The 20,818-nt window shown below is 59.8% G+C and carries 20 protein-coding genes; 16 read left to right on the forward strand and 4 right to left on the reverse strand.

Annotation, left to right across the window (positions count from 1 at the left end; genetic code table 11):
• Positions 1 to 65: 65 nt before the first annotated feature.
• The 3 genes from grxD to CGA21_RS09665 all read right to left on the reverse strand — a co-directional run bounded on the left by grxD (position 66) and on the right by CGA21_RS09665 (position 3,035).
• Complete coding sequence (gene grxD / locus CGA21_RS09655; protein WP_007938922.1) at positions 66 to 407, reverse strand: Grx4 family monothiol glutaredoxin; 342 nt, start codon at positions 405 to 407, stop codon at positions 66 to 68.
• Positions 408 to 504: 97 nt separating this feature from the next.
• Positions 505 to 2,610 (reverse strand): molybdopterin oxidoreductase family protein, encoded by a 2,106-nt coding sequence (locus CGA21_RS09660; RefSeq protein ID WP_188264103.1) that lies wholly within the window; start codon positions 2,608 to 2,610, stop codon positions 505 to 507.
• 134 nt (positions 2,611 to 2,744) lie between these two features.
• A complete protein-coding gene (locus tag CGA21_RS09665) occupies positions 2,745 to 3,035 on the reverse strand; it encodes a hypothetical protein (RefSeq protein WP_110752754.1) in 291 nt (96 codons plus the stop codon).
• Positions 3,036 to 3,440: 405 nt separating this feature from the next.
• Here CGA21_RS09665 and argF point away from each other — a divergent pair, with 405 nt between their 5' ends.
• Positions 3,441 to 4,361 (forward strand): ornithine carbamoyltransferase, encoded by a 921-nt coding sequence (argF, locus tag CGA21_RS09670; protein WP_110752752.1) that lies wholly within the window; start codon positions 3,441 to 3,443, stop codon positions 4,359 to 4,361.
• Positions 4,358 to 5,467 (forward strand): ABC transporter ATP-binding protein, encoded by a 1,110-nt coding sequence (locus CGA21_RS09675; RefSeq protein ID WP_110752750.1) that lies wholly within the window; start codon positions 4,358 to 4,360, stop codon positions 5,465 to 5,467. Before argF ends, CGA21_RS09675 begins: the two co-directional genes overlap by 4 nt.
• Positions 5,468 to 5,566: 99 nt before the next feature.
• Here the strand turns inward: CGA21_RS09675 and ybaK are convergent, their stop codons facing one another.
• Positions 5,567 to 6,037 carry a Cys-tRNA(Pro) deacylase gene (ybaK, locus tag CGA21_RS09680; protein ID WP_110752748.1) on the reverse strand — a complete coding sequence of 157 codons (471 nt, stop codon included), beginning with the start codon at positions 6,035 to 6,037 and terminating at the stop codon, positions 5,567 to 5,569.
• 346 nt (positions 6,038 to 6,383) lie between these two features.
• Between ybaK and CGA21_RS09685 the strand changes: the two genes are divergently transcribed.
• From CGA21_RS09685 to CGA21_RS09750, 14 genes are all read left to right on the forward strand, one after another.
• The gene (locus tag CGA21_RS09685) at positions 6,384 to 7,235 is read left to right on the forward strand and encodes an MIP/aquaporin family protein (RefSeq protein WP_110752746.1); all 852 of its coding nucleotides are present in this window, start codon (positions 6,384 to 6,386) and stop codon (positions 7,233 to 7,235) included.
• A gap of 76 nt (positions 7,236 to 7,311) precedes the next feature.
• Complete coding sequence (gene glpK / locus CGA21_RS09690) at positions 7,312 to 8,817, forward strand: glycerol kinase GlpK (protein WP_188264104.1); 1,506 nt, start codon at positions 7,312 to 7,314, stop codon at positions 8,815 to 8,817.
• 95 nt (positions 8,818 to 8,912) lie between these two features.
• Entirely contained in the window at positions 8,913 to 9,668 is a 756-nt protein-coding gene (locus CGA21_RS09695) for a DeoR/GlpR family transcriptional regulator (RefSeq protein WP_095193067.1), read from the forward strand.
• Between the two features lie 318 nt (positions 9,669 to 9,986).
• Complete coding sequence (gene glpD, locus CGA21_RS09700; protein ID WP_188264105.1) at positions 9,987 to 11,525, forward strand: glycerol-3-phosphate dehydrogenase; 1,539 nt, start codon at positions 9,987 to 9,989, stop codon at positions 11,523 to 11,525.
• Between the two features lie 342 nt (positions 11,526 to 11,867).
• Complete coding sequence (locus CGA21_RS09705) at positions 11,868 to 12,782, forward strand: glutamate/aspartate ABC transporter substrate-binding protein (RefSeq protein ID WP_188264106.1); 915 nt, start codon at positions 11,868 to 11,870, stop codon at positions 12,780 to 12,782.
• Positions 12,783 to 12,970: 188 nt separating this feature from the next.
• Positions 12,971 to 13,717 carry an amino acid ABC transporter permease gene (locus tag CGA21_RS09710; RefSeq protein ID WP_020800742.1) on the forward strand — a complete coding sequence of 249 codons (747 nt, stop codon included), beginning with the start codon at positions 12,971 to 12,973 and terminating at the stop codon, positions 13,715 to 13,717.
• Entirely contained in the window at positions 13,717 to 14,388 is a 672-nt protein-coding gene (locus tag CGA21_RS09715) for an amino acid ABC transporter permease (RefSeq protein WP_020800743.1), read from the forward strand. Before CGA21_RS09710 ends, CGA21_RS09715 begins: the two co-directional genes overlap by 1 nt.
• Complete coding sequence (locus CGA21_RS09720; protein WP_110752742.1) at positions 14,385 to 15,119, forward strand: amino acid ABC transporter ATP-binding protein; 735 nt, start codon at positions 14,385 to 14,387, stop codon at positions 15,117 to 15,119. The genes CGA21_RS09715 and CGA21_RS09720 overlap by 4 nt, the downstream gene beginning before the upstream one ends.
• A gap of 205 nt (positions 15,120 to 15,324) precedes the next feature.
• A complete protein-coding gene (locus CGA21_RS09725) occupies positions 15,325 to 17,226 on the forward strand; it encodes a sensor histidine kinase (RefSeq protein WP_188264107.1) in 1,902 nt (633 codons plus the stop codon).
• Positions 17,223 to 18,551 (forward strand): sigma-54-dependent transcriptional regulator, encoded by a 1,329-nt coding sequence (locus CGA21_RS09730; protein WP_188264108.1) that lies wholly within the window; start codon positions 17,223 to 17,225, stop codon positions 18,549 to 18,551. The genes CGA21_RS09725 and CGA21_RS09730 overlap by 4 nt, the downstream gene beginning before the upstream one ends.
• Positions 18,552 to 18,559: 8 nt before the next feature.
• A complete protein-coding gene (locus tag CGA21_RS09735) occupies positions 18,560 to 18,889 on the forward strand; it encodes a GlpM family protein (protein ID WP_177411659.1) in 330 nt (109 codons plus the stop codon).
• A 143-nt stretch (positions 18,890 to 19,032) separates the two neighbouring features.
• Entirely contained in the window at positions 19,033 to 19,953 is a 921-nt protein-coding gene (locus tag CGA21_RS09740; protein WP_188264109.1) for an arginase, read from the forward strand.
• Positions 19,950 to 20,324, forward strand: a complete 375-nt coding sequence (locus tag CGA21_RS09745) for a transporter (RefSeq protein WP_110752733.1) — start codon at positions 19,950 to 19,952, stop codon at positions 20,322 to 20,324. The genes CGA21_RS09740 and CGA21_RS09745 overlap by 4 nt, the downstream gene beginning before the upstream one ends.
• Entirely contained in the window at positions 20,317 to 20,733 is a 417-nt protein-coding gene (locus tag CGA21_RS09750; RefSeq protein WP_110752731.1) for an EamA family transporter, read from the forward strand. The genes CGA21_RS09745 and CGA21_RS09750 overlap by 8 nt, the downstream gene beginning before the upstream one ends.
• Positions 20,734 to 20,818 lie beyond the last annotated feature (85 nt).

Consider the following 20,818-nt stretch of genomic DNA (forward strand, 5'->3'; position numbering starts at 1 on the left):
CAATCCAGAACCAAAAAAAAGGCCCTTCACGGTTTGCCGTGAAGGGCCTTTTTGATGCCCGTGTATCAGGCTTCGGTCTTGGCTGCTGCTGCTTTGGCAGCGGCGTCCTTGATCAGCGCCTGCAACGAACCATCAGCGGACATTTCAGTCATGATGTCGCTACCGCCAACCAGCTCGCCAGCTACCCACAGTTGTGGGAAAGTTGGCCAGTTGGCGTATTTAGGCAGGTTGGCGCGGATTTCCGGGTTCTGCAGGATATCCACGTACGCAAATTTTTCGCCACACGCCATCACGGCCTGCGCGGCTTTCGCGGAGAAGCCGCACTGCGGGGCATTCGGCGAGCCTTTCATGTAAAGCAGAATGGTGTTGTTGGCAATCTGCTCTTTAATCGTTTCGATGATATCCATGGAGCACCTCGGCTGAACTTTCCGACTCATGGGTCGGCACGGTGGCGCATTGTAACGGAAAGCCGAGCGCCCTGCTCGGTCTCTCCGTCAGATGCGATCAGGCCGCTACCACGGTCACTGGTACACCGTTCAACGCCGCATTACCCGACAACTCGTCGAGCTGACACTCGTCGGTCAGGTCATTGGCGCTGGAACCCGGCTGACCACTGGCGATGCTCATTTGCACACCTGGCCGGGCATGGCCCCAACCGTGTGGAAGGCTGACCACACCTTTCATCATATCCAGGCTGGCCAACACTTCCACTTCGATCACCCCGACCCGCGAGCTGACCCGCACCTTCTGCCCGTCGCTTAACTTGCGACTCGCCAGATCATCCGGATGCATCAACAACTGATGACGCGGCTTGCCCTTCACCAGACGGTGATAATTGTGCATCCATGAGTTATTGCTGCGCACATGTCGCCGGCCGATCATCAACAACTCATCGCTGGTCGGCGCCTGCAATGTCGCGAAACGCGCCAGGTCGGCGAGGATCGCGGCGGGGGCAGCCTGGACTCGTTGATTGGCGGTTTTCAGGCGTGGCGCCAAGTTGGGTTTCAGTGCGCCCAGGTCAACGCCATGGGGATGATCGAACAGGGTTGCCAGGGACAGCTTGTGCGGCGACGCGTCGCCGTACAGTCCCATGCGCAAACCGCGGTCGATCATCTGCGCCGGGGCGATGGTGGGCTTCAACTCCTTGCCGGTCTTGGCTGCAAACGCCTGGGCCAACCCGACGAAAATCTCCCAGTCGTGCAACGCACCCTCGGGCTTGGGCAGGATGGCGCGGTTGAAGCGGCTGACGTTGCGCACCGCAAACATATTGAAGGTGGTGTCGTAATGATCGTTTTCCAGCGCAGAAGTAGACGGCAGGATCAGGTCGGCATAACGCGTGGTTTCATTGATGTACAAGTCGACACTGACCATGAACTCCAGGCCGTCCAGCGCCTGCTCGAGCTGGCGTCCATTGGGCGTGGACAGCACCGGGTTGCCCGCCACGGTGATCAATGCACGGACCTGCCCTTCGCCTTCGGTGAGCATCTCTTCGGCCAGCGCCGAGACCGGCAGTTCGCCGCCATACTCGGGGCGCCCGGACACCCGGCTCTGCCATAAATTGAAGTGCCCGCCCGACGTCGAGGCCACCAGGTCCACCGCCGGTTCCGTGCACAAGGCACCGCCGACGCGGTCGAGGTTACCGGTAACCAGGTTGATCAACTGCACCAGCCAATGGCACAGGGTGCCGAATACCTGGGTCGAGACGCCCATGCGGCCGTAGCAAACCGCCGTGGGTGCGGCGGCAAAATCCCGTGCCAATTGGCGGATCTGCTCCGCCGGCACCGCACACAATGGGCTCATGACGTCGGCGCTGAAGCCGGCCACGGCTTCGCGCACCTGGTCCAGACCGTCCACTGGCAAATGACTGTCGCGGGTCAGGCCTTCGGCGAACAGGGTATGCAGCAGACCGAACAGCAGCGCCGCATCGCCACCGGGGCGCACGAACAGATGCTGGTCGGCGATTGCCGCCGTTTCGCTGCGACGCGGATCGACCACCACGACCTTGCCGCCTCGGGCCTGGATCGCCTTCAAGCGTTTTTCCACGTCGGGCACGGTCATGATGCTGCCGTTGGAGGCCAGCGGGTTGCCGCCCAGGATCAACATGAAGTCGGTGTGGTCGATGTCCGGTATCGGCAACAGCAAGCCGTGGCCATACATCAAGTGACTGGTCAGGTGATGGGGCAACTGGTCGACCGACGTCGCGGAATACCGGTTACGGGTTTTCAGCAAGCCAAGGAAGTAATTGCTGTGGGTCATCAGCCCATAGTTGTGCACGCTAGGGTTGCCTTGATAGACCGCCACCGCGTTCTGCCCGTGGCGCTCCTGAATCGCGGCCAGGCGTTCGGCGACCAGGTTGAAGGCGTCGTCCCATTCGATGGGTTGCCACTCGCTGCCCACCCGTCGCATTGGCTGATGCAGGCGATCCGGATCGTTCTGTATGTCTTGCAGGGCAACCGCTTTGGGGCAGATGTGCCCACGGCTGAAGCTGTCCTGGGGGTCGCCCTTGATCGAGGTGATCTGCAGGTTGCCATCGAGCTCGGTGGTTTCGATGGTCAGTCCGCAAATGGCTTCACACAAATGGCACGCACGGTGATGGAGAGTCTTGGTCATGGCCAGTCTCTGTCTTGTTCGGGGCGGGCAATAACGACCGCGGAAACAAAACTATGGTGCCAGCCCCTCCAGCGCGCCAGCGACGTTCATCTTGTGAATCGGTGGTTATCAGGCCTGCCGATAACCGCGGGCCATTAGCTCGAAGGCAACCTTGGCGGCGTGTGCAACTGGATTTCCTGGAGGGTTTCGACCGGCGCTTGGGCTGCGTGCACACCGGTCAGCTCGCCAATCAGGCGCCAGTGTTCGTCAAGCCCGGCACTGATGGTGACCATGCGATCGATCATGCGCCGTCCTGCGTCACGTGTGACCTGGTCGTCGCTGCGCAGCAGTTCGAAAGACATCGATGTCATGGAGGCGGTCAGGTGAGTCAGGCAGCGTGCCGTGAGGCCGAGCAATTCCATAAGCTGTTGTTCTTTCGATTCCATCGCTGAGCTTCCTGCGTCACTCGTGAATTAGTTATAACCCAGCACTTTGCATTCGCAAGTATTTCAGATCGGCTGTGCCCGGCACCAAGGCCACGAACCACCGGCCGAAAACCGACTGTCTGTTCGCCATCCCCGCCCCTCTGGATTGCCAAGTTCCAAGGCCCCGGTGTACAAATGCCTGGCTGCTGTCAGGAAACAGGCTTCAAAAGCGCTATTGCGGTCCACCGATAGCCCCTCTGAAATCCCCTAAAACCGTAGCCCTATTGGTAAGACGCGACATTTAATTATAAGATCGCGCCTTCCCCTATTTCGTCGCCCCGTGCGGCTTACGCCGCAGGTCTCGCCCGTTGTTCCGTTAAACAAGGCTTTGAGCATCTGCGGTTTGTAGCAAAAAGGTAGTCAATGATGAGCGCAAGGCACTTTCTCTCCCTGATGGATTGCACGCCCCAAGAGCTGGTCAGCGTGATCCGTCGAGGCGTTGAGCTCAAAGACCTGCGTAACCGCGGTGTACTGTTCGAGCCTTTGAAAAACCGCGTGCTCGGGATGATTTTCGAAAAGTCCTCGACCCGCACCCGAATTTCGTTCGAAGCCGGCATGATCCAGCTCGGTGGCCAGGCGATCTTCCTGTCGCCACGCGACACCCAATTGGGCCGTGGCGAGCCGATCGGCGACTGCGCGATCGTCATGTCGAGCATGCTCGATGCCGTGATGATCCGCACCTTTGCCCACAGCAACCTGACCGAATTCGCCGCCAATTCCCGTGTGCCGGTGATCAACGGCCTGTCCGACGACCTGCACCCGTGCCAGTTGCTGGCCGACATGCAGACGTTTCTCGAGCACCGTGGCTCCATCCAGGGCAAGACCGTTGCCTGGATCGGTGACGGCAACAACATGTGCAACAGTTATATAGAAGCGGCGATCCAGTTCGACTTCCAGTTGCGCGTCGCCTGCCCGGAAGGTTACGAACCCAATCCCGAATTCGTGGCCAAGGCCGGCGATCGGGTGACCATCGTTCGTGATCCCCAGGACGCCGTGCGCGGTGCGCATCTGGTGAGCACTGACGTCTGGACCTCCATGGGCCAGGAAGAAGAAACTGCCAAGCGCCTGCAGCTGTTTGCTCCGTACCAGGTCAACCGTGCCCTGCTCGACCTGGCCGCCCCGGACGTACTGTTCATGCATTGCTTGCCGGCTCACCGCGGCGAAGAGATCAGCCTCGACCTGCTCGACGACCCGCGCTCAGTGGCATGGGACCAGGCTGAAAACCGGCTTCATGCACAAAAGGCGCTGCTCGAGTTTCTGGTCGAAGCGGCGTACCACCACGCATGAGCCAGCCATTACTGCTCAACCTGCGCAACCTCGCCTGCGGCTATCAAGACCAGCGCGTGGTGCAAAACCTCAACCTGCATTTGAACGCCGGTGATATCGGTTGCCTGCTGGGCTCTTCGGGCTGCGGCAAGACCACCACCCTGCGCGCCATTGCCGGCTTCGAACCGGTGCACGAAGGTGACATCCAGCTGGCTGGCGAGACCATCTCCAGCGCCGGTTTCACACTCGCACCCGAGAAACGTCGCATCGGCATGGTGTTCCAGGACTACGCCCTGTTTCCGCATTTGAGCGTGGCTGACAACATCGCCTTCGGCATTCGCAAACATCCGAACAAGGATCGCGTCACCGAAGAGTTGCTCGAACTGGTCAACCTGAAAAACCTCGGCAAGCGTTACCCCCACGAGCTCTCCGGCGGCCAGCAGCAACGGGTCGCCCTGGCTCGCGCCCTGGCGCCAGAACCGCAATTGCTGCTGCTGGACGAACCGTTCTCCAACCTCGACGGAGAATTGCGCCGCAAACTCAGCCACGAGGTGCGCGACATCCTCAAGGCCCGTGGCACCAGCGCGATCCTGGTGACCCACGACCAGGAAGAGGCCTTCGCGGTCAGCGATCACGTCGGCGTGTTCAAGGAAGGCCGGCTTGAGCAATGGGATACGCCCTACAACCTCTATCACGAACCACTGACACCCTATGTGGCCAGCTTCATCGGCCAGGGTTACTTCATTCGCGGCCAGCTGAGCAGCCCGGAGTCGGTGCAGACGGAACTCGGTGAATTGCGCGGCAACCGCGCCTACACCTGGCCGGTCGGCGGTGCGGTAGATGTATTGCTGCGTCCGGACGATATCGTCTATGCGCCAGACAGTGCATTGAAGGCGCGGATCGTCGGCAAGTCTTTCCAGGGGGCCTCGACGCTTTACCGCCTGCAAATGCTGACCGGCGCACAACTGGAATCGATCTTCCCGAGCCATGTCGATCATCAGATCGGCGCAGAAGTCGGCATTCGTGTGGCGGCGGAACATCTGGTGCTGTTCCAGGCCTCCGGCAGCATGGCGGCGCAAATTCCGACCGTTGATTCAGGCGTGCGGCGCCACAGCACCGCGCACTGATCAACAGCAAAAGATCGCAGCCTGCGGCAGCTCCTACATTGGAATGCGCTCCCTGTAGGAGCTGCCGCAGGCTGCGATCTTTTCGTTTTCAACCCAAGTTCAAGCTCGGCCTATATCGGCGAATGTTGCCTGGGTGTGCTCCGCCAGCACTGCCGGTGCCAGTTCGACCTCCAACCCCCGCCGTCCCGCGCTGACAAAAATGCTCGCCAACGGCTGGGCCGAATTGTCGATAAAGGTCCGCAAGCGCTTCTTCTGTCCCAGCGGGCTGATACCGCCCAGCAGATAACCGGTGGAGCGTTGCGCCGCCGCAGGGTCGGCCATTTCGACCTTCTTCACCTTGGCCGCATGGGCCAGGCCCTTCAAGTCCAGGCTTCCGCCGACGGGCACCACCGCAACCAGCAATTCGCCTTTCTCACTGGCCGCCAGCAAGGTCTTGAACACTTGCGCCGGGTCCAGTCCGAGCTTCTCCGCAGCTTCCAACCCATAGGAAGCAGCCTTCGGGTCATGTTCATAACTGTGCACACGGTGTTCGGCGCGAACCTTTTTCAGCAAATCCAATGCGGGTGTCATGACAGCTCCAGACTGGGTGGCGGTAGAAAATCCTGGGCCGGATTCTAAGACATTGACCCACAAAAGGCTCTATCGCGGCGCTGCCTTAAAAAAGCCCACGTGATTCGCACACTCACCGACGCGATCATTCACAGAACTAATAGATTATTTGTGACCAATGGTTCACTTTCGACCTTTGACATCAGCGTTTCTTGTCTATATTTTTTCGTTTCTGAAACTGTATGAAATGTCTTACCGCAGTGCCCAGCTGTAAAACGGGAACAGGATGGGGATCCTGCCTCAATGAAAAACGCGCTTCGACCATGATGAAATGAAAGCGCCAGACAAGAAAAAAAATGAGGTTTCAATGACAACTGCTTTACAACAACCGTCGCTGTCGAGCCAATGCATGGCCGAGTTCCTGGGGACTGCGCTGCTGATCTTCTTTGGTACGGGCTGCGTTGCCGCGCTCAAGGTCGCGGGTGCCAGCTTTGGCCTCTGGGAAATCAGCATTATCTGGGGTGTCGGGGTGAGCATGGCGATCTACCTGACCGCCGGGGTGTCCGGCGCTCACCTGAACCCTGCCGTCAGTATCGCACTGAGCATTTTTGCCGACTTCGAAAAGCGCAAACTGCCTTTCTACATCGTCGCCCAGGTGGCTGGCGCCTTTTGCGGCGCATTACTGGTGTACACGCTATACAGCAATCTATTCTTCGATTTCGAACAAACTCACCAAATGGTTCGCGGCAGTGCGGCCAGCCTCGAATTGGCGTCGGTGTTCTCCACCTTCCCCAATCCAAGCTTGTCCACGGCCCAGGCGTTCCTCGTCGAAGTGATCATCACCGCCATCCTGATGGGCGTGATCATGTCGCTGACCGATGATAACAATGGCCTGCCCAACGGCCCGCTGGCGCCGATACTGATCGGCCTGCTGATTGCGGTGATTGGCAGTTCCATGGGCCCGCTGACCGGTTTTGCGATGAACCCGGCACGCGACTTCGGTCCTAAACTGATGACTTTCTTCGCTGGCTGGGGTGAAATTTCCTTCACTGGCGGCCGCGATATCCCGTACTTCCTGATTCCGGTTTTTGCGCCGATTGTCGGTGCCTGCCTGGGTGCTGCCGCCTACCGCGGCTTGATCGCCCGTCACTTGCCTGGCGCCGCGCCTGCTACACAGGGTGCAACACCGGCCATTGACGGCAAGCCCAGAATTTCCTGATAGCGTTGGCGCGCGAAACCTGCCCGTTTGCTCGCGCTCCAGACCTCACTTCCCTTTTTCGTCCAAGGCAATCGACATGACCGACACTCAGAACAAGAATTACATCATTGCCCTCGATCAGGGTACGACCAGCTCGCGCGCGATCATTTTCGACCGTGACGCCAACGTGGTCTGCACCGCACAGCGCGAGTTCGCGCAGCATTATCCGCAAGCCGGCTGGGTCGAACACGATCCGATGGAAATCTTCGCCACCCAAAGCGCAGTGATGGTCGAGGCCTTGGCGCAAGCTGGCCTGCATCACGATCAGGTCGCAGCCATCGGCATCACCAACCAGCGTGAAACCACGGTGGTCTGGGACAAGAATACCGGTCGCCCGATCTACAACGCGATCGTCTGGCAATGTCGACGCAGCACCGAAATCTGCCAACAGCTCAAGCGCGATGGCCATGAGCAATACATCAGCGAAACCACGGGACTGGTTACCGACCCGTACTTTTCCGGCACCAAGCTCAAGTGGATTCTCGACAACGTCGAGGGTAGCCGCGAGCGCGCGCGCAACGGTGAGCTGCTGTTCGGCACTGTCGACAGCTGGCTGATCTGGAAATTTACCGGCGGCAAGGTGCACGTCACCGACTACACCAACGCCTCGCGCACGATGCTCTTCAACATCCATACTCTGGAGTGGGATGCGAAGATGCTCGAGTTGCTGGACATCCCCCGGGTAATGTTGCCGCAGGTGAAGTCCTCTTCGGAAATTTACGGTCACACCAAAAGCGGCATCGCCATCGGTGGTATCGCTGGCGACCAGCAGGCCGCCCTGTTCGGGCAGATGTGCGTCGAATCCGGCCAAGCGAAAAACACCTACGGCACCGGTTGCTTCCTGCTGATGAACACCGGTGACAAAGCCGTGAAATCCAACCACGGCATGCTCACCACTATCGCATGCGGCCCACGCGGCGAAGTCGCCTATGCGCTGGAAGGGGCGGTATTCAACGGCGGCTCCACCGTCCAGTGGCTGCGCGATGAGTTGAAGGTCATCAACGACGCCCACGACACCGAATACTTCGCCAACAAGGTCAAGGACAGCAACGGCGTGTACCTGGTACCCGCCTTCACCGGCCTCGGCGCGCCGTACTGGGACCCTTACGCCCGTGGGGCGCTGTTCGGCCTGACCCGTGGCGTGCGCGTCGATCACATCATTCGCGCCGCGCTGGAATCGATTGCCTATCAGACCCGCGACGTCCTCGACGCCATGCAGCAGGATGCCGGCGAACGCCTCAAGGCCCTGCGCGTTGACGGCGGAGCAGTGGCGAACAACTTCCTGATGCAGTTCCAGGCCGACATTCTCGGCACCCAGGTCGAGCGTCCGCAGATGCGCGAAACCACGGCATTGGGCGCCGCTTACCTGGCGGGACTGGCCTGTGGCTTCTGGGGCAGCCTGGACGAGTTGCGCGGCAAGGCTGTGATCGAGCGCCAGTTCGAACCGACCCTGGATGAAGCAGCGAAGGAAAAACTCTACGCCGGCTGGAAAAAAGCCGTCAGCCGCACACGCGATTGGGAGCCTCACGAAGGGGCTGAATAATCCAGGCTGAAGGCTCGTATCGGGATGTAACTGGTAGGGAGCAGATTCCTGCGGCATCATGGGCAAATTTTGCACGGCAGCCCAAAGGACGCCCCATGAATCTGCCTCCCCGTCAGCAGCAAATCCTCGAACTGGTTCGCGAACGCGGTTATGTGAGCATCGAGGAAATGGCCACGCTGTTCGTTGTTACCCCGCAGACCATCCGCCGCGATATCAATCAGCTGGCGGAAGCCAATCTATTGCGCCGCTACCATGGTGGCGCAGCTTACGATTCCAGTGTTGAAAACACTGCCTACGCCATGCGCGCCGATCAAATGCGCGACGAGAAACAGCGCATCGGCGAAGCCATTGCCGCACAGATCCCCGATCACGCTTCGCTGTTCATCAATATCGGTACGACCACTGAGTCGATTGCCCGCGCCCTGCTCAATCACAGTCACCTGAAAATCATCACCAATAACCTGCACGTGGCCTCGATGCTCAGCGCCAAGGACGACTTCGACGTCCTGCTGACCGGAGGCAATGTGCGGCGTGACGGCGGCGTGGTCGGCCAGGCCAGCGTCGACTTCATCAACCAGTTCAAGGTCGACTTTGCCCTGGTCGGCATCAGTGGCATCGATGAAGATGGCAGCCTGCTGGATTTCGATTATCAGGAAGTGCGCGTATCCCAGGCGATCATCGCCAACGCGCGCAAAGTGATTCTCGCCGCCGACTCCAGCAAATTCGGGCGCAACGCCATGATCCGCCTGGGGCCCATCAGCCTGATCGATTGCCTGGTGACCGACCAGCAGCCGGTGCCGGCGCTGACGCAGTTGTTGAATCAACACAAGATTCGCCTCGAAGTCGTTTAACCCCTGCGCCTGTGGTGAGGGGATTTATCCCCGCTCGGCTGCATAGCAGTCGCAAATCCTTCGCACCCGGTGTACCAGGTACACCGTGGGTGCAGGCTTCAGGGCCGCTGCGCAGCCCAACGGGGATAAATCCCCTCGCCACAAGCCCTCGCCTGCCTTATTAAAATGTTCGAATATTTTCCTTTAACCGTCCTTCGATGAGTTTTTTCAATCGAAGTCGACTGGCTGTGCGCGTCTTTATGGGCTAAGATTTTCGCAAATGAACATTAATGTTCGAATTCAAATACAGAAAATCAAAGAATCCCGAGGCCTTAGCCGATGCCCACTTCTCTTTCACCTACGCCACCTCTCGCCGAGGTCTACGATATCGCCGTCATCGGTGGCGGAATCAACGGCGCAGGGATCGCGGCAGACGCCGCGGGCCGCGGGCTCTCGGTGTTCCTTTGCGAAAAGGATGACCTGGCCAGCCACACCTCGTCGGCCAGCAGCAAGCTGATCCACGGCGGTCTGCGTTACCTTGAACATTACGAATTCCGCCTGGTGCGCGAAGCCCTGGCCGAGCGCGAAGTGCTGCTGGCCAAGGCCCCGCACATCGTCAAGCCAATGCGCTTTGTACTCCCGCATCGCCCGCACCTGCGCCCGGCCTGGATGATCCGCGCCGGCCTGTTCCTTTATGACCACCTGGGCAAACGGGAAAAGCTGGCCGGTTCCAAAAGCCTGAAGTTCGGCCCCGACAGCGCGCTGAAAAGTGAAATCACCAAAGGTTTCGAGTATTCCGACTGCTGGGTCGACGATGCCCGACTGGTGGTATTGAACGCCATGGCCGCCCGGGAAAAAGGCGCCCACGTCCACACCCAGACCCGCTGCGTCAGCGCGCGTCGCACCAAGGGCTTGTGGCACCTGCACCTAGAGCGTGCCGATGGCAGCCTGTTTTCGATCCGCGCCAAGGCGCTGGTGAACGCGGCCGGCCCCTGGGTCGCCAAGTTCATTCGTGACGACCTGAAAATGGAATCGCCCTACGGTATTCGCCTGATCCAGGGCAGCCACTTGATCGTGCCGAAGCTCTATGAAGGCGATCACGCGCACATCTTGCAAAACGAAGATCAGCGCATCGTCTTCACGATTCCATACCTCAATCACTTCACCCTGATCGGCACCACCGACCGCGAGTACACCGGTGATCCGGCAAAAGTGGCGATTACCGAGGCCGAAACCGATTACCTGCTGCAAGTGGTCAATGCCCACTTCAAAAAACAGATCGGCCGTGGCGATATCCTGCACAGCTACTCCGGCGTTCGTCCGCTGTGCAACGACGAGTCCGACAACCCATCGGCCGTCACCCGCGACTACACCCTGGCGCTGTCGGGCAGTGGCGAGGAAGCGCCCCTGCTGTCGGTATTTGGCGGCAAACTGACCACCTACCGCAAGCTGGCCGAATCGGCGCTGGCGCAACTGGCGTCGTACTTCCCGCACATCTTGCCAAGCTGGACCGCCAACGCCACCCTGCCGGGCGGCGAGGACATGAGCACACCGCAGGCGCTGAGCGCGCAGATCCGTGACAAGTTCGACTGGATCCCCAGCGAAATCTCGCGCCGATGGGCCACCACCTACGGCAGTCGCACCTGGCGCATGCTCGAAGGCGTACAGAACCTCAATGACATGGGCGAACACATCGGCGGCGGTCTCTACACCCGCGAAGTCGATTACCTGTGCAGCGAAGAGTGGGCAACCAGCGCCCACGACATTCTGTGGCGACGCAGCAAGCTCGGCTTGTTCACCACCCCCGAGCAACAGCAAAGGCTCGCCGATTACTTGAGCAAGGTCGAACAGAACCGCAGCAAGATTGAAGCAGCCTGACGGATTGCTTGAATAGAGCAGCAGATCAAAAGATCGCAGCCTGCGGCAGCTCCTACAGAGCGAGTTGCCGCAGGTTGCGATCTTTTTGCATTCGGTTTTCCGAACGCGACTGGGCCGTCGATTCGGTTAACCGGATTTCCTTTAACTAAAAAAACCTCAATAAATATTTAATCTCCTTATAAATCAATGTATTGAGCCATCGAGCCTGGCCTGGCACGAGTCATGCTCTACACTCTTGGACGAATGCTTGTTGTACCGACGCTCCAGGAGCCGTCAGGCATTCGAAGCACAAAAGGGCCGACGAACTGGCTCCATAAAAAAAACAATGTCGAGGAAAATTTGATGCGCATCGTTCCCCATATCCTGGGCGCAGCCATTGCTGCCGCTCTGATCAGCACGCCAGTTTTCGCCGCCGAACTCACCGGCACCCTGAAGAAGATCAAAGAGTCCGGTGTCATCACCCTCGGGCATCGTGACGCCTCCATTCCTTTCTCCTACATTGCGGACGCTTCCGGCAAACCGGTCGGCTACTCCCACGACATCCAGCTGAAAGTCGTCGAAGCCCTGAAAAAAGAACTGGATCTGCCGAACCTGCAGGTCAAATACAACCTCGTCACCTCGCAAACCCGAATTCCGCTGGTACAGAACGGCACCGTGGACCTGGAGTGCGGTTCGACCACCAACAACGTCGAACGCCAGCAACAAGTCGACTTCTCCGTCGGCATCTTCGAAATCGGTACCCGCCTGCTGTCCAAGGCAGACTCCAAGTACAAGGATTTCCCGGACCTGGCCGGCAAGAACGTCGTGACCACCGCCGGCACCACGTCCGAGCGCATCCTCAAGGCGATGAACGCCGACAAGCAGATGGGCATGAACGTCATCTCCGCCAAAGACCACGGCGAGTCCTTCCAGATGCTGGAAACCGGTCGCGCCGTTGCGTTCATGATGGACGACGCCCTGCTGGCCGGTGAAGCGGCCAAGGCCAAGAAAGCCAGTGACTGGGCCGTGACCGGTACGCCACAGTCCTACGAAATCTACGGCTGCATGGTGCGCAAAGGCGATGCTCCGTTCAAAAAGGCCGTGGATGACGCCATCAAGGCCACTTACGCGTCGGGCGAGATCAACAAGATCTACGAAAAATGGTTCATGCAGCCGATTCCGCCAAAAGGCCTGAACCTGAACTTCCCGATGAGCGACGAGCTCAAGGCCCTGATCGCCAATCCGACCGACAAAGCGGCTGACGACAAGAAATCCTGATTTCTGACTAACCTTATCTCCTGAGAGGGCCACTGCCCTCTCGGGAGGTTGTCACTCCCTGCTGGCATTTCTGGAAACACTCGAACTGGTGGCTGTCGAGCCGGTGGCGTGTGCCCGAGCATCACGTTCGGGCGGGAACGGAGCTTCCCCCAAGCGGGTACATCGATTGATCTCAAGGGGAGACCCTAATGAATTACAACTGGGACTGGGGCGTGTTCTTCAAGTCCACTGGCGTTGGCAGCGAGACCTATCTCGACTGGTACATCGCCGGCCTGGGCTGGACCATCGGCATCGCCATCGCGGCCTGGATCATTGCCCTGACACTGGGTTCGATCCTGGGCGTCATGCGCACCGTGCCGAACCGCATCGTATCGGGCATCGCCACCTGCTACGTCGAACTCTTCCGTAACGTGCCGCTGCTGGTTCAGCTGTTCATCTGGTACTTCCTGGTACCCGACCTGCTGCCTGCCGACCTGCAAGAGTGGTACAAGCAGGACCTGAACCCGACCACCTCGGCCTTCCTCAGCGTTGTCGTGTGCCTGGGCCTGTTCACCACCGCTCGCGTTTGCGAACAGGTGCGCACCGGTATCCAGGCGCTGCCCCGCGGCCAGGAATCGGCTGCCCGCGCCATGGGCTTCAAGTTGCCGCAGATCTACTGGAACGTACTGCTGCCCCAGGCGTATCGGATCATCATTCCACCGCTCACCTCGGAATTCCTCAACGTATTCAAGAACACCTCCGTGGCCTCGCTGATCGGTTTGATGGAGCTGCTGGCGCAAACCAAACAGACTGCCGAGTTTTCCGCGAACCTGTTCGAAGCCTTCACCCTGGCCACGCTGATCTACTTCACCCTGAACATGAGCCTGATGTTGCTGATGCGCCTGGTCGAGAAGAAAGTCGCCGTACCGGGCCTGATTTCCGTAGGGGGTAAATGATGGAATTCGACTTCTCGGGCATCATCCCGTCCCTGCCTGGCCTGTGGAACGGCATGGTCATGACCCTCAAGCTGATGGCCATGGGCGTAATCGGCGGGATCATCCTCGGCACCATCCTGGCGCTGTGCCGTCTGTCGCACAACAAATTGCTGTCCAACCTGGCCGGCGCGTACGTCAACTATTTCCGCTCGATCCCGTTGCTGCTGGTGATCACCTGGTTCTACCTGGCGGTGCCGTTCGTGCTGCGCTGGATCACTGGCGAAGACACGCCGATCGGTGCGTTCACCTCCTGCATCGTGGCGTTCATGATGTTCGAAGCGGCGTACTTCTGCGAAATCGTACGCGCAGGCGTGCAGTCGATTCCCAAGGGCCAGATGGGGGCTGCAAAGGCGCTGGGCATGACTTACGGCCAGATGATGCGCCTGATCATCCTGCCGCAGGCGTTCCGCAAGATGACCCCGCTGTTGCTGCAGCAGAGCATCATCCTGTTCCAGGACACCTCGCTGGTATACGCCGTCGGCCTGGTGGACTTCCTCAATGCCTCGCGTGCCAGTGGCGACATCATTGGCCGCTCCAATGAGTTCCTGATCTTCGCAGGTCTCGTGTACTTCATCATCAGCTTTTCCGCCTCGCTGCTGGTCAAGCGTCTGCAAAAAAGGTTCGCCGTATGATCTCTATCAAAAACATCAACAAGTGGTATGGGGACTTCCAGGTGCTGACTGATTGCAGCACCGAGGTCAAGAAAGGCGAAGTGATCGTGGTGTGCGGGCCATCCGGTTCCGGCAAGTCGACCCTGATCAAGTGCGTCAATGCCCTGGAACCGTTCCAGAAAGGCGACATCGTGGTCGACGGCACGTCCATCGCCGACCCGAAGACCAACCTGCCGAAACTGCGTTCGCGGGTGGGCATGGTGTTCCAGCATTTCGAACTGTTTCCGCACTTGACCATCACCGAGAACCTGACCATCGCGCAGATCAAGGTGTTGGGCCGTAGCAAGGAAGAGGCCACCAAGAAAGGCCTGCAACTGCTGGAGCGTGTTGGCCTCTCGGCTCACGCCCACAAGCACCCGGGACAGTTGTCCGGTGGTCAGCAGCAGCGCGTGGCGATTGCCCGCGCGCTGGCGATGGACCCGATCGTCATGCTGTTCGACGAACCGACCTCGGCGCTGGACCCGGAAATGGTCAACGAAGTGCTGGATGTGATGGTGCAACTGGCCCATGAAGGCATGACCATGATGTGCGTGACCCACGAAATGGGCTTTGCCCGCAAAGTGGCCGACCGGGTGATTTTCATGGACCAGGGCAAGATCATCGAAGACTGCAGGAAAGAGGAGTTCTTCGGCGATATCAGCCACCGCGCCGAGCGTACGCAGCACTTCCTCAACAAGATCCTGCAACATTAACAGCAACACGGCCGCCCCTCTGTAGGAGCGAGCTCTGTGGTGAGGGGATTTATCCCCGTTGGGCTGCGAAGCGGCCCCGGCATTCAAAAGTCAAACCGCATGCAATGGTTTGGCGACTGCTGCGCAGCCGAACGGGGATAAATCCCCTCGCCACAAATGCTCGCTCCTACAGGAGGCCGACGCTGGTTGACCCAAGGCATCTGTGATGAAATGCGACCCCAATCTCTATCGCGCCACGTCGCCATCACTCGCCGTGAAACCTCGCCTGATTCGTCATTTGTTCCTGCCGCCGCTGATCATCGCGCTGATGATCGGACTGGGTTACATCGGCTTCTGGACCAGTGAGCACTATGGTATTCGCAGCCTCGGCGAAAATGGCCAGCGCCAGCTGGAACTGCACGCCCGCGCTGTCGAGAGCGAGATCAGCAAATACACATACCTACCCAGCCTGCTGGAACTCGAAACCAGTGTTTCTAAGCTGTTGGCCGACCCGACGCCGGAGCACCGGCAGACCGTCAATGATTACCTTGAAGGCCTGAACCGGCGCAGCCGCAGCCGGGCCATCTACGTGATGGACACCACCGGCCGCGTCATGGCCACCAGCAATTGGCGCGACGTCGACAGCTACCTGGGTGAAGACCTGTCTTTCCGTGCCTATTTCCAGGACGCCGTGCGTGGCCAGCCCGGGCGCTTCTATGGCATTGGCAGCACCAACGGCGAACCCGGTTACTACCTGGCCCATGGCCTGGAAGAACACGGCAAGATCATCGGCGTCGCGGTGGTCAAGGTCCGCCTCGAGGCCATGGAGGAGCGTTGGCAACGCGCGCGCCTGGAAGCCTTCGTCAGCGACGAGAACGGCATCATCATTCTCTCCAGTGACCCCGCTCGACGCCTGAAATCGGTGGTGCCGCTGAGCGAAGAAACCAAGGAAAAGCTCGCCCGCAGTCTCCAGTACTACTGGTTCCCACTGAACGAATTGCAACCGTTGGCCCGGGAAACCCTGTCCGAGGGCGCGGAGAAACTCACCTTCCCCGCCAATAGCGAACTGGATTCCGCTGACGAAAACATCAGCTACCTGGCGCAAACGCGTCCCTTGAGCGATACCCCGTGGAATTTCACCCTGCTCACGCCACTGCAGGATCTGCGCCGCGAAGCGATCAACCAGGGGATACTGGTGGCCGTGGCCTTTGCCCTTGTGGCGTTCCTGCTGATCGCCTGGAACGAGCGACGCAAAGTGATCGCCACCCGCCTCGCTGCCCGAGAAGCCTTGCAGGAAGCCAACAACCAATTGGAGCGTCGGATTACCGAACGCACCACCGACCTGCGCGCCAGCAACGAGCGGCTCAAGGGGCAGATCCGCGAGCGTCGTCACGCCGAAGAGACGCTACGCCGTGCCCAGGACGAACTGGTGCAGGCCGGGAAACTCGCCGCGATTGGCCAGATGTCCACCAGTATCGCCCACGAATTGAACCAGCCGTTGGCGGCGCTGCGCACCTTGTCCGGCAACACCGTGCGGTTTCTCGAGCGCGGTCAACTGGATGTGGCCAGCACCAACCTCAAGACCATCAACGAATTGATCGACCGCATGGGCCGGATCACCGCCAGCCTGCGCTCCTTCGCCCGACGCGGTGACGACAAGGGCCAGGCTTGTCTTGGCAAAGCCGTGGACGCCGCCTTGCAATTGCTCGGCGGGCGTGTGGAAAACGCCCATCTGCAAGTGCATCGCCACTTCGACGATGTGCAAATGCAGATCGATCAGACCCGTCTGGAGCAGATCCTGGTCAACCTGGTCGGCAATGCCCTGGACGCCATGCAGGCGCAGCCGAAGCCCGAATTGTGGCTTGAAGGCGAAGCACTGGAGGGTAAATATCGGCTGCGTGTACGGGACAATGGCCACGGCATCGATGCCGAAGCGCGCAAACACCTGTTCGAACCATTTTTCACTACCAAGCCCGGCGAACAAGGCCTGGGCCTCGGCCTGACCCTTTCCGCGAGCCTGGCCGCCGCCACTGGCGGTCACCTGGGTGTCGAACACCCGGCCAGCGGTGGTACTGCTTTCGTCCTCAGTTTACCGTTGGTAAGCCCCACTTCCGCTGAGCCAATATGAACAACGACCTTAGTGTATTGATCGTCGAAGACGACCCCCATGTTTTGCTCGGTTGCCAGCAGGCACTGACCCTGGAAGACATTCCCTGCATCGGTGTCGGCAGTGCCGAGGAAGCCCTGGAGCGGGTGGGCGAAAACTTCGCCGGCATCGTCATCAGTGACATTCGCCTGCCCGGCATCGATGGACTGGAACTGCTGAACCGACTCAAGGCCCGCGATCGCAGCTTGCCGGTAGTGCTGATTACCGGTCACGGCGACATCTCCATGGCCGTCGGCGCCATGCAGAAAGGCGCCTACGACTTCATGGAGAAACCCTTCTCTCCCGAACGCCTGGTGGATGTAGCGCGCCGTGCCCTGGAGCAACGCAGCCTGGCACGAGAAGTCTCTTCGTTGCGCCGGCAACTGGCCGAGCGCGACTCACTTGAAGGTCGAATCATCGGCCGTTCGCCGGCAATGCAGAACTTGCGCGAACTCATTGCCAATGTTGCCGATACTTCAGCCAACGTGCTGATCGAGGGCGAAACCGGCACCGGCAAGGAACTGGTTGCGCGCTGCCTGCATGATTTCAGTCGTCGGCACACCCGGCAATTTGTGGCGCTCAATTGTGGTGGCCTGCCGGAAAACCTGTTCGAAAGCGAAATCTTCGGCCACGAAGCCAACGCCTTCACCGGCGCAGGCAAACGGCGGATCGGCAAGATCGAGCATGCCGACGGCGGCACGCTGTTCCTCGACGAAGTGGAAAGCATGCCCCTGCCCCTGCAAATCAAACTGCTGCGGGTATTGCAGGAGCGCACCCTCGAACGCCTCGGTTCGAACCAGAGCGTGGCGGTCGACTGCCGGGTGATTGCCGCCACCAAATCCGATCTCGACGAGTCGAGCAAGGCCGGTGAATTTCGCAGCGACCTGTATTACCGCCTCAATGTGGTGACCCTGGAACTGCCGCCACTGCGCGAGCGTCGCGAAGACATCCTGCAATTGTTCGAGTATTTCTTGCAGCAGTCGTCCTTGCGTTTCGACCGCGACGTACCGGAACTGGATAACCAGACCCTGTCAAACCTGATGAGCCACGATTGGCCAGGTAACGTGCGCGAGTTGCGCAACGTCGCCGAGCGATTTGCCCTGGGCCTGCCGGCATTCAAGAAACCGGGTGCGGGCGGTGCCGCCCAAGGCCTGGCGTTCGCTGAAGCGGTGGAGGCCTTTGAGCGCAACTTGCTGAGCGATGCCTTGCAACGTAGCGGCGGCAACCTGACCCAGGCCAGCCAGGAACTGGGCATGGCCAAGACCACGCTGTTCGACAAAGTGAAAAAGTACGGGCTGAGCCACTGATGGATCTGATTCTCAAAGCAACCCTGGGCGCGGCGGTGGTGGTGATCCTCGCGGCCCTGGCCAAGACCAGAAATTATTACATCGCCGGATTGGTGCCACTGTTTCCAACCTTTGCACTGATTGCCCATTACATTGTCGGCAAGGGTCGTTCGCTGGAAGACTTGAAGACCACCATCGTGTTTGGCATGTGGTCGATCATTCCTTATTTCATCTACCTGGCAACCCTCTATGTGCTGGTCGATCGCATGCGCCTCGAGGCATCGCTGGCCGTGGCGGCGGTGGCGTGGTTGATCGCGGCGACGGCGCTGGTCAGCGTCTGGGTTCGCCTGCACGGCTGATCAAAACCTCTTGTTACAGCTGCTCAGGATTGCCCGCAGTTGCTGGCCCGTCCCTTGCACCTACCCTCTAAAGCCCCTCGGCCGGCCCTCATAATCGATGAAGCCGGTGTCCGGGAGGGGTATGGCAAGGGTAGATTCCGACCTTGAACATTCTAGACCTCGACCACAGCCTGACTGCCCAAGCACCGATTGCGCGGTTGCTCGACAGCGGCCGCGCCAATCGCCTGGACCTGCTCGACCTCGGCCCCAAACTGCGGCTTTGGTCCAGCGAGCGAACCTGGCGCCGTTTTTGCGAACGCTTGCGACAACGCCCCCAACACAGCGGCCCGCAGCCGGAAATCTTCTTCGTCGGCTCCGGCGACTACCATCATTTGACCCCGGCCTTTCTCACCGACTTGCCGGAACCCATTAGCCTGATCCACTTCGACAACCACCCCGACTGGGTCCGGTTCGCGCCGCGCCGGCATTGTGGCTCATGGGTCAACCAGGCACTGAAACTGCCGAACATCCAGCGTATCGTCACCCTCGGCCCCTGTAGTGACGACCTGAAAAGACCACAACTCAAAGGCGGCAACTTGCGCGCGCTGCGGCGCGGCGTGCTGCAAATCTTTCCCTGGCAGCACGAGCCGTCCCGAATCTGGGGGCTGATCGGCGATGGTGCCGGGCATCGTCAACAGGGAAACCTGCTGCATTGGCACAACCTGGCCGGGCTGGACTGGTCGGCGTTTCTCCAGCAACTGATTGCCAGCCTGCCGACACCAGTGGTGTGGATCACTATCGACAAGGATGTACTGGCCAGTGAGGACGCCGCGACCAATTGGGACCAGGGCGCAATGCGCCTGACCCATCTGCTGCAGGCGATTCGCATGCTGGCCGCCGACAAGCGCATCCTCGGCATCGACGTCTGCGGCGATTACGCCAGACCGGGCTTCAGTAATGCCCTGAAACGCTGGGAAGCCAGGTCTGACCAACCCCCGGCCGAGCGCTGGAGCGAAGCCGACCTGCTGCGCAATGCCGCGACCAACCAGGCCTTGATCGAGTTGTTGGAGGAGCTGTTCCCATGACCTTCACTGTGATCGTGCTGGTGGCCATTTCCATTGTGCTGGACGTGATTGGCCAGCTCTGTTTCAAACTCGGCCTGGACCGATTGCCGGCGCTCGAAGGCGGTTTTCGGCTGAATGCATTCTGGGGCCAGGTGTTCAGCGCGCGACTACTGTGGTGCGGAGTCGGCGCCTACGTGATCGAGTTTTTCATCTGGCTCGAAGCCCTGTCCAGGGCACCACTGAGTTTGTTATTTCCGGCGGCGGCGCTGGCCTATTGCGGCGTGGTGCTGGCGGGCAAGCTGATCCTCGGCGAATACGTCAGCCGACGACGCTGGCTCGGCACGCTGGTCATTACGGCGGGCGTCATGCTCGTGTGTGCCGTCCATGCATGAAGAACCCACGACGATCCGTATCAAGACCGACTGGCTGCATGAACGCCTCGGCACTCTTGTCCTGTGGGTGCTGTTGATCGGGTTGGAAAGCGCAGGCCAAATCGCGACCAAGGTCGGCGGCGATGAACTGGGGCAAATGGACTTCAACCTGCAGTGGCTGGTGGCTGTGGCAGGAAACACCGGGGTCTGGCTGGCAATTGCCTGCTACGTCTGTGCGTTCTTCGTGTGGATGCTCATCCTGCGCCGCAGCCAGTTGTCCCTGGCGTTTCCCTTGAGCTCGCTAGTGTTTGTTGGCGTATTGCTGGGTTCCTGGCTGTGGTTGGGGGAACACATCAGCGTGCTGCACTGGGTAGGCGTGGCGGTGATCATGGCAGGGATCGTGATGTTGGCCGCAGGTGAGGAAGCCTGATCCCAACCATTGTCATCGCCCCTGCAGGAGCTGACTTGCCCGCGAAAGCGGCGTGCCTGATACGGCGTGTCGTAGGGTTCGCCGG

The organism is Pseudomonas sp. PSB11 (genome assembly GCF_014596605.1).
Lineage (GTDB): Bacteria > Pseudomonadota > Gammaproteobacteria > Pseudomonadales > Pseudomonadaceae > Aquipseudomonas > Aquipseudomonas umsongensis.